The 8,777-nt window shown below is 60.7% G+C and carries 6 protein-coding genes and 1 pseudogene; all 7 read left to right on the top strand.

The window, feature by feature from the left end; translation table 11 throughout:
* The first annotated feature begins 60 nt into the window (after nucleotides 1-60).
* Entirely contained in the window at nucleotides 61-978 is a 918-nt protein-coding gene (locus HLUSI_RS0100410) for an NAD kinase (protein WP_016832073.1), read from the top strand.
* A gap of 105 nt (nucleotides 979-1,083) precedes the next feature.
* Nucleotides 1,084-2,730, top strand: coding sequence for a DNA repair protein RecN (recN, locus tag HLUSI_RS0100415; protein ID WP_016832074.1), 1,647 nt, complete (start codon nucleotides 1,084-1,086; stop codon nucleotides 2,728-2,730).
* A gap of 62 nt (nucleotides 2,731-2,792) precedes the next feature.
* Nucleotides 2,793-3,901 (top strand): annotated as a pseudogene (gene hemH, locus HLUSI_RS26295) (ferrochelatase).
* A gap of 68 nt (nucleotides 3,902-3,969) precedes the next feature.
* On the top strand, nucleotides 3,970-4,827 hold the full coding sequence (gene hemH / locus HLUSI_RS26300; RefSeq protein WP_016832077.1) for a ferrochelatase: 858 nt from the start codon (nucleotides 3,970-3,972) through the stop codon (nucleotides 4,825-4,827).
* Between the two features lie 489 nt (nucleotides 4,828-5,316).
* A complete protein-coding gene (gene grpE / locus HLUSI_RS0100435; RefSeq protein ID WP_016832079.1) occupies nucleotides 5,317-5,856 on the top strand; it encodes a nucleotide exchange factor GrpE in 540 nt (179 codons plus the stop codon).
* A gap of 149 nt (nucleotides 5,857-6,005) precedes the next feature.
* Nucleotides 6,006-7,946 carry a molecular chaperone DnaK gene (gene dnaK / locus HLUSI_RS0100440; protein WP_016832080.1) on the top strand — a complete coding sequence of 647 codons (1,941 nt, stop codon included), beginning with the start codon at nucleotides 6,006-6,008 and terminating at the stop codon, nucleotides 7,944-7,946.
* A 202-nt stretch (nucleotides 7,947-8,148) separates the two neighbouring features.
* Nucleotides 8,149-8,777 (top strand): DnaJ domain-containing protein (locus HLUSI_RS0100445; protein WP_016832081.1); only part of this gene is annotated, 629 nt, incomplete at its 3' end.

Genomic DNA, 8,777 nt, shown 5'->3' on the forward strand with positions numbered 1-8,777 from the left:
GCGCGTTCGCACTCGCAAATTCATTGTTAACAGGCCCCGAATTATGCTTTAATCCGCAGCATGTGGCCCATCAAATTACCCGTGCAGGCGGCAACGCCCAAAACCATTGCAATCGTCGGCAAATATCATGCCGCCGGCATCGCGCAATCCCTTTCCGATATCGCCGCCTTCCTGGAAGCGCACGGCCATACCATCGTGTTCGAAGCCGAGACCGCGCAGAACATCGCGCTGGAAGGCTATGACGCCATGTCGCCGGAACAGATCGGCCAGTTCGCCGATGCCGCCATCGTGGTCGGCGGCGACGGCACCATGCTCGGCATCGCACGGCAACTGGCACCGTTCAACGTGCCGCTGATCGGGATCAATCAGGGGCGGTTGGGCTTCATGACGGATATTTCGCTAGACCGCATGATACCGGTATTGGCCGACATGCTGGACGGCAAGGTCGACGTCGAAACGCGCTCGCTGCTGGAAGCCACGGTATTTCGCGATGGCGAACAGATTTTCAACGCGCTCGCTTTCAATGACGTGGTGGTCGCGCGCGGCGCGTCTTCCGGCATGGTCGAGCTGACCGTGGAAGTGGATGGCCGCTTCATGTACAACCAGCGCTCCGATGGTCTGATCGTGGCCACCCCGACCGGCTCGACCGCCTATGCCTTGTCGGCCGGCGGCCCGCTTTTGCATCCGAGCCTGCACGGCATCGTGCTGGTGCCGATTGCGCCGCATGCCTTGTCGAACCGGCCGATCGTGATTCCGGACTCCTGTGAGATCTCGATCCAGGTCGTCAACGGCCGCGACATCAGCGCCAACTTCGACATGCAGTCGCTGACCAGCCTGTCGCACGGCGACCGCATCGTGATCCGGCGTTCGGCGCACAAGATCACCTTCCTGCATCCGGAAGGCTGGAGCTACTACGACACCTTGCGGCAAAAGCTGCACTGGAACGAATACCCGTCGGTTGAAGGCCGCCTGCAATAAGCGGGCTATCTAAAAGTACAATAGGCGCCTCGGGTGTCTTTTCCATGCGGTTCTCCGTACGGAAAGACGCCGCCGATATTGATAAAACACCAAGTCCATCATCCCATGCTGCGTACCCTGTCGATTCGTGATTTCGTTATCGTCGATGCCATCGAACTCGAGTTCGCTCCCGGATTTTCCGTCTTCACCGGCGAAACCGGCGCCGGCAAATCCATCCTCATCGACGCCCTGGCGCTGGCGTTGGGTGGTCGCGGCGACGCCAGCGTGGTGCGCGAAGGCGCGGCCAAGGCCGACATCACGGCCGATTTCAGCGCCGGTCCCTATGTTGCCGCCTGGCTCGAAGCGCATGAGTTTTTCGACGAGGACGGCGGCGTGCTGCTGCGCCGCGTGATCGACAACGCCGGCCGTTCCAAGGCCTTCATCAACGGCATTGCCGCCACCGCGACGCAATTGCGCGAACTCGGCGAGCTGCTGGTCGACATCCACGGCCAGCACGCACATCAGTCGCTGCTCAAGTCCGACGCCCAGCGCCAGTTGCTGGACAGCCAGGCGGGATTGCTGGAGGAAGCCAAAGCCGTCGCCGCTGCCTACAAAACCTGGCGCGCGTTGGCGAAGCAGCGTGAAGAATTCGAAGTCAACGCCAAGAACGTCCTCCTCGAACGCGAGCGCCTCGAATGGCAGGTCAGCGAGCTCGAAAAACTGGCAGTCAAGCCGGGCGAATGGAGCGACATCAGCAACGAACACAGTCGCCTGTCGCACGCCGCCAGCCTGATCGACGGCGCGCAGGAAGCGCTGAGCGCGATCTCCGAATCGGACTCGCCGATCCTGTCGCAGCTGTCTTCGCTGACGCAGAAACTGGGCAAATTGACCGACGTCGACGCCGCGCTCAAGCCGGTCATGGAGGCGCTGGAGCCGGCGCAGATCCAGTTGCAGGAAGCGGTCTACGCGCTCAATGATTACCTCGGCCGGGTCGAGCTTGATCCGGCGCGGTTGAAGCTGGTGGAAGGGCGGCTGGAAGCGATCCATTCGACCGCGCGAAAATTCCGCGTGGCGCCGGACGACTTGCCGCAGGAGCACGCCAAGCTGGCGGAAGAATTGAAGCAGCTGGCCGATGCCAGCGACCTCGATGCCTTGCGCGCGCAGGAAGCAAAACTGCAGGCCGCCTACACCGGCGCCGCGCAGAAATTGTCGAAAGGCCGCATCAAGGCAGCCAAGGCGCTGGGCGAAGCGGTCACTGCCGCCATGCAGGACCTGAGCATGTCGGGCGGACGTTTCGCCATCGCATTGGAAGCATGCGAACCGGCGGCGTATGGTGTGGAGCAAGTGGAATTCCTGGTGGCGGGGCACGCCGGCGTAGCGCCGCGGCCGCTGGCGAAAGTCGCTTCCGGCGGCGAACTGGCGCGCATCGCCCTGGCGATTTCGGTGATTGCATCGAGTTCGACCGCGACGCCGACCCTGATCTTCGACGAAGTCGACAGCGGCATCGGCGGCGGTGTGGCCGAAGTGGTCGGGCGCCTGTTGAAACGCCTCGGCCAGGATCGCCAGGTCTTGTGCGTAACGCACTTGCCGCAAGTCGCCAGCCAAGGCAACCAGCACTTCCAGGTCAGCAAGCGCAACGAGGCCGGCAAGACCGTGTCGCAGATCGAAGCGCTCGACGTCAAGTCGCGCGTGGAAGAAATCGCACGCATGCTGGGCGGCCTGGAAATTACCGCCACCACGCGCAAGCACGCGCGCGAACTGCTGGCGCTGTAACGCCCCGCCAGCACCGCTTCCTTCCAGCCAATCCAGCCAACGCCAGACCTTCACGGATTTCCATGTCATTTCGCAAAGAACCTCCTTACCTCCATGGCAGCCAGCAGGCCCAGGCTGCCGTCGTGCTGGTCAACCTCGGCACGCCGGACGCGCCGACTGCACGTGCGGTGCGGCGTTACCTGAAGCAGTTCTTGTGGGACCCGCGCGTGGTGGAAATCCCGCGTGCCATCTGGTGGTTTATCCTCAACGGCATCATCCTGCCGTTCCGCTCCGGCAAGTCGGCTGAAAAATACGCCTCCATCTGGGACGCCGAAGGCTCGCCGCTCAGGCTTAACACCGAGCGCCAGGCCGCCTTGTTGGCGCGCGCCTGCTCGAACGCGGCCACCGCGTCCACGTCACTCATGCGATGCGCTACGGCAGTCCGGCGGTGTCGGACGTGCTCGACGAACTCAAGGCGCAGGGGTGCGACCGCATCCTCGTTCTGCCCGCCTATCCGCAGTATTCCGGGACCACGACTGCCTCGATTTTCGACGCCGTATTCCAGCATTTCGCCAAGGTGCGCAATGTCCCCGAACTGCGCCTGATCAAGCATTACCACGACCACGACGGCTACATCCAGGCGCTCAAGCGCTCGGTGCAGACGCATTGGGACGCCAACGGCCAGCCGGACAAGCTGGTCATGAGTTTCCACGGCGTGCCCAAGCGCACGCTGCTGCTGGGCGATCCTTATCATTGCGAATGCTACAAGACTGCGCGGCTGCTGGCCGAAGCGCTGGGCTTGAGCGAGGCGGAATACGTGGTGACGTTCCAGTCGCGTTTCGGCAAGGCTGAGTGGCTCCAGCCCTACACCGCGCCGACCTTGCAGGAGCTGGCGCGCCAGGGAGTGCAGCGCGTCGATGTCATGTGTCCGGGCTTTACCAGCGACTGTCTCGAGACATTGGAAGAAATCGCGATGGAAGCCAAGGCCGAATTCCTGCACGCCGGCGGCCGCGAATTTCATTTCATCCCGTGCCTGAACGATGCGCCCGCCTGGGGCCAGGGCATGATGGAAATCGCCGAGCAGCACCTCATCGGCTGGCCGACTTTTGCCGGCGCCGCACAGCGCGAAGAAGAACAGAAACAGGCTGCCATCTCAGCCGAACAGGCCCGCCGCCACGGCGCCACGCAATAGCCTGTGCGCCGCAAACTGGACGAAACGGGACTGCAGCCTGTTAAAATAGCGGGCTGCGCTGATCTTGCATGGCGGAAATAAAATGCGAGTCAGATGCGCCGTTCGCGCGCCGCCCCAAGAGCCTGCTCGAACGCGGCCACCGCGTCCACGTCACTCATGCGATGCGCTACGGCAGTCCGGCGGTGTCGGACGTGCTCGACGAACTCAAGGCGCAGGGGTGCGACCGCATCCTCGTTCTGCCCGCCTATCCGCAGTATTCCGGGACCACGACTGCCTCGATTTTCGACGCCGTATTCCAGCATTTCGCCAAGGTGCGCAATGTCCCCGAACTGCGCCTGATCAAGCATTACCACGACCACGACGGCTACATCCAGGCGCTCAAGCGCTCGGTGCAGACGCATTGGGACGCCAACGGCCAGCCGGACAAGCTGGTCATGAGTTTCCACGGCGTGCCCAAGCGCACGCTGCTGCTGGGCGATCCTTATCATTGCGAATGCTACAAGACTGCGCGGCTGCTGGCCGAAGCGCTGGGCTTGAGCGAGGCGGAATACGTGGTGACGTTCCAGTCGCGTTTCGGCAAGGCTGAGTGGCTCCAGCCCTACACCGCGCCGACCTTGCAGGAGCTGGCGCGCCAGGGAGTGCAGCGCGTCGATGTCATGTGTCCGGGCTTTACCAGCGACTGTCTCGAGACATTGGAAGAAATCGCGATGGAAGCCAAGGCCGAATTCCTGCACGCCGGCGGCCGCGAATTTCATTTCATCCCGTGCCTGAACGATGCGCCCGCCTGGGGCCAGGGCATGATGGAAATCGCCGAGCAGCACCTCATCGGCTGGCCGACTTTTGCCGGCGCCGCACAGCGCGAAGAAGAACAGAAACAGGCTGCCATCTCAGCCGAACAGGCCCGCCGCCACGGCGCCACGCAATAGCCTGTGCGCCGCAAACTGGACGAAACGGGACTGCAGCCTGTTAAAATAGCGGGCTGCGCTGATCTTGCATGGCGGAAATAAAATGCGAGTCAGATGCGCCGTTCGGCGCGGCGGGGAAGAGACCCCGACGCCGGCTTCAGTACAGCGCAACCAGTTGCGAATAGCTGATCCACGCTGCTGCCAGCAAGGTATAGGCGAGGACGGTGGCGGAGATAAGCGGCAATTTCATGACGTCTCCTTGAAAATTGGCGGGGGAAACTTAAATCAAGTTCGATCGCACCATCATAAATGGTGCATCGCAAACGCCTATTTCAAGTGTAGTAAATTCTGTAACAAAGCGTTAGAACGTTTTTGGATGTCATAGGACTTCTGGATATGGCATCTGCACGTAATAACCATTGAAAAACTAAGGTTAAGCCTCATGTGCAGCCCCAAGCGCCATAAGGCGCGCAAAACCTACCATACGTACCATGTCGGAGAGTATTAACTATGCAAGATACGGAAAAGCCAGCGGAAAACGAAGCAGTGCAGGACGCGCAAGCGCAGACGCAGGCGTCTGAAGCCGTGGAGCCGGGCCTGGAAGAGCAGTTGATCGCCGCCGAAGCCAAGATCGCCGAGATGCAGGATGCTTTCCTGCGCGCCAAGGCCGAAGCCGAGAACATCCGACGCCGCGCCCAGGACGATATCAGCCGCGCCCACAAGTTTGCGATCGAAGGCTTTGCCGAATCGCTGCTGTCGGTCAAGGACAGTCTGGAAATGGCGCTGAAGATCGAAACACCCTCGGTCGAATCGCTCAAGGAAGGCGTCGACATGACATTGAAGCAACTGTCGGCCGCGTTCGAGAAGAACAAATTGCTGGAAATCAGTCCGGAAGCCGGGGAAAAGCTGGATCCGATGAAGCATCAGGCAATTTCGGCCGTGCCGGCCGAGCAGGAAGCCAATACTGTCGTGACCGTCCTGCAAAAGGGTTACACCATCTCCGAACGCCTGTTGCGTCCGGCCCTGGTGACTGTGGCGCAGGGCAAGTAAGCTGGCGCCGTACAGATAAAAACGATAAACGGCACAAAATTTGCTTTTAAGTGGCACTCGCCGCTTGAAAGTCAGATTTTTCTCCACATATTAAAACTATCAAAACTATTGTTGTTCCCTAACGGGACTTAAGGATCGAAGGAAAAATCATGGGCAAAATCATCGGTATTGACTTGGGTACTACCAACTCGTGCGTCTCCGTCATGGAAGGCGGCCAGCCGAAAGTCATCGAGAACTCCGAAGGCGCGCGTACCACGCCTTCCATCATCGCGTATCAGGAAGACGGCGAAGTGCTGGTTGGCGCACCTGCCAAACGCCAGGCCGTCACCAATCCTAAAAACACCATCTACGCCGCCAAGCGTTTGATCGGCCGCAAGTTCGACGAAAAAGAAGTGCAGAAGGACATCTCCCTGATGCCTTACGCCATCGTCAAGGCCGACAACGGCGACGCCTGGATCGGCGTGCGCGACAACAAGCTGGCGCCGCCGCAAATCTCCGCAGAAGTGCTGCGCAAGATGAAGAAGACCGCCGAAGACTACCTCGGCGAAGAAGTCACCGAAGCGGTCATCACCGTGCCGGCCTACTTCAACGACGCGCAACGTCAGGCGACCAAGGATGCCGGCCGTATCGCCGGCCTGGAAGTCAAGCGCATCATCAACGAACCGACCGCCGCTGCGCTGGCGTTCGGCCTCGACAAGACCGAAAAGGGCGACCGCAAGATCGCGGTGTATGACTTGGGCGGCGGTACGTTCGACGTCTCGATCATTGAAATCGCCGATGTCGATGGCGAGAAGCAATTCGAAGTGCTGTCCACCAACGGCGACACCTTCCTCGGCGGCGAAGATTTCGACCAACGCATCATCGATTACATCATCGACGAGTTCAAGAAGATCAACGGCCTCGACCTGTCGAAGGACGCGATCGCTCTGCAACGCATCAAGGCCTCGGCCGAGCGCGCCAAGATCGAACTGTCGTCGTCGCAGCAAACCGAAATCAACGAACCGTACATCGCCATGGCCAATGGCGCGCCGGTCCACCTGAACCTGAAGATCACCCGCGCCAAGCTGGAATCGCTGGTGGAAGAGCTGATCGCCAAGACCATCGATCCATGCCGCACCGCGATCAAGGATGCGGGCGTCAAGGTTACCGACATCGACGACATCATTCTGGTCGGCGGCATGACCCGTATGCCGAAGGTGCAGGAAAAGGTCAAGGAGTTCTTCGGCAAGGAACCGCGCAAGGACGTCAACCCTGACGAAGCGGTCGCCGTCGGCGCTGCGATCCAGGGTTCGGTGCTGTCGGGCGAGCGCAAGGACTTGCTGCTGCTGGACGTCACGCCACTGTCGCTGGGTATCGAAACCATGGGCGGCGTGATGACCAAGATGATCAAGAAGAACACGACCATCCCGACCAAGTTCAGCCAGGTGTTCTCGACTGCGGACGACAACCAGCCTGCCGTGACCATCAAGGTTTTCCAGGGTGAGCGCGAAATGGCGGCCGGCAACAAGGGCCTGGGCGAATTCAATCTGGAAGGCATTCCGCCTTCGCCACGCGGCACGCCGCAAATCGAAGTGACCTTCGACATCGACGCCAACGGTATTTTGCACGTCGGCGCCAAGGACAAGGCCACCGGCAAGGAAAACAAGATCACCATCAAGGCCAACTCCGGCCTGAGCGAAGATGAGATCGAAAAGATGGTGCGCGACGCCGAAGCCAACGCCGAAGAAGACAAGCGCCTGAAGGAGCTGGCCGAAACCCGCAACCAGGGCGACGCGCTGGTCCACTCGACACGCAAGGCATTGACCGAATACGGCGACAAGCTGGAAGCCGGTGAGAAGGACGCCATCGAAGCCGCCATCAAGGAGCTGGAAGGAGTCCTGAAGGCGAACGACAAGGCCGCCATCGACGCCAAGACGGCAGCATTGTCCGTGGCTGCGCAAAAGCTGGGCGAAAAGATGTACGCCGACCAGCAGGCGCAACAGGCTGCCGCCGGCGGTGCAGCTGGTGCGGCGGGTGGTTCTGCTGGTGCCGGCGAATCGCGTCCGAAGGACGACGACGTGGTCGATGCCGACTTCAAGGAAGTGAAGTAATCCGGATTGCGGGCGAGAGAGATTTTCTTTCGCCCGCAGCCCGAGGAAGTCATTCAGATCCGGATTCAGATTCAGACACACGTCGGCCGGCTTTACCGCCCGACACGCCGAGCAAGATGGTCGCAAGATCGTCTCTCGGCTTTTTCACATTGTTGGTTCTCGCGCAAGTGCGGGGAAGCCCAATAACAAGGTGTTATAAAACATGGCAAAACGTGACTTTTACGAAATCCTTGGTTTAGCAAAAAATGCGACCGACGACGAGATCAAGAAGGCTTATCGCAAGCTTGCGATGAAATACCATCCTGACCGCAACCCTGACAGCAAGGGCGCGGAAGAGAAATTCAAGGAGGTCAAGGAAGCCTACGAGATGTTGTCCGACGCGCAAAAGCGCGACGCCTACGATCGTTACGGTCATGCCGGCGTTGATCCCAACATGGGTGGCGGTGGCGGCGCGGGTGCAGGCGGCTTTGCCGATGCCTTCGGTGATATCTTCGGCGACATTTTCGGCGGCGGCGGCGGCGGTGGCCGTGGTCGCGGCGCAGGTCCGCAGGTGTACCGCGGCGCCGACTTGCGTTACAACCTCGAGATCACGCTGGAACAAGCGGCGCACGGTTTCGACACCACCATCCGCGTACCGTCCTGGGACGAGTGCGACACCTGCCATGGGTCCGGCGCCAAGCCTGGTACTTCGCCAACCACCTGCGGCACTTGCGGCGGCCACGGCCAGGTACGCATGCAGCAAGGTTTCTTCAGCATCCAGCAGACTTGCCCGAAGTGTCACGGCAGCGGCAAGGTGATTCCCGAGCCATGCCCGACTTGCGCCGGCCGCCC

The organism is Herbaspirillum lusitanum P6-12 (assembly GCF_000256565.1).
In the GTDB taxonomy this organism is placed as follows: domain Bacteria; phylum Pseudomonadota; class Gammaproteobacteria; order Burkholderiales; family Burkholderiaceae_D; genus Herbaspirillum; species Herbaspirillum lusitanum.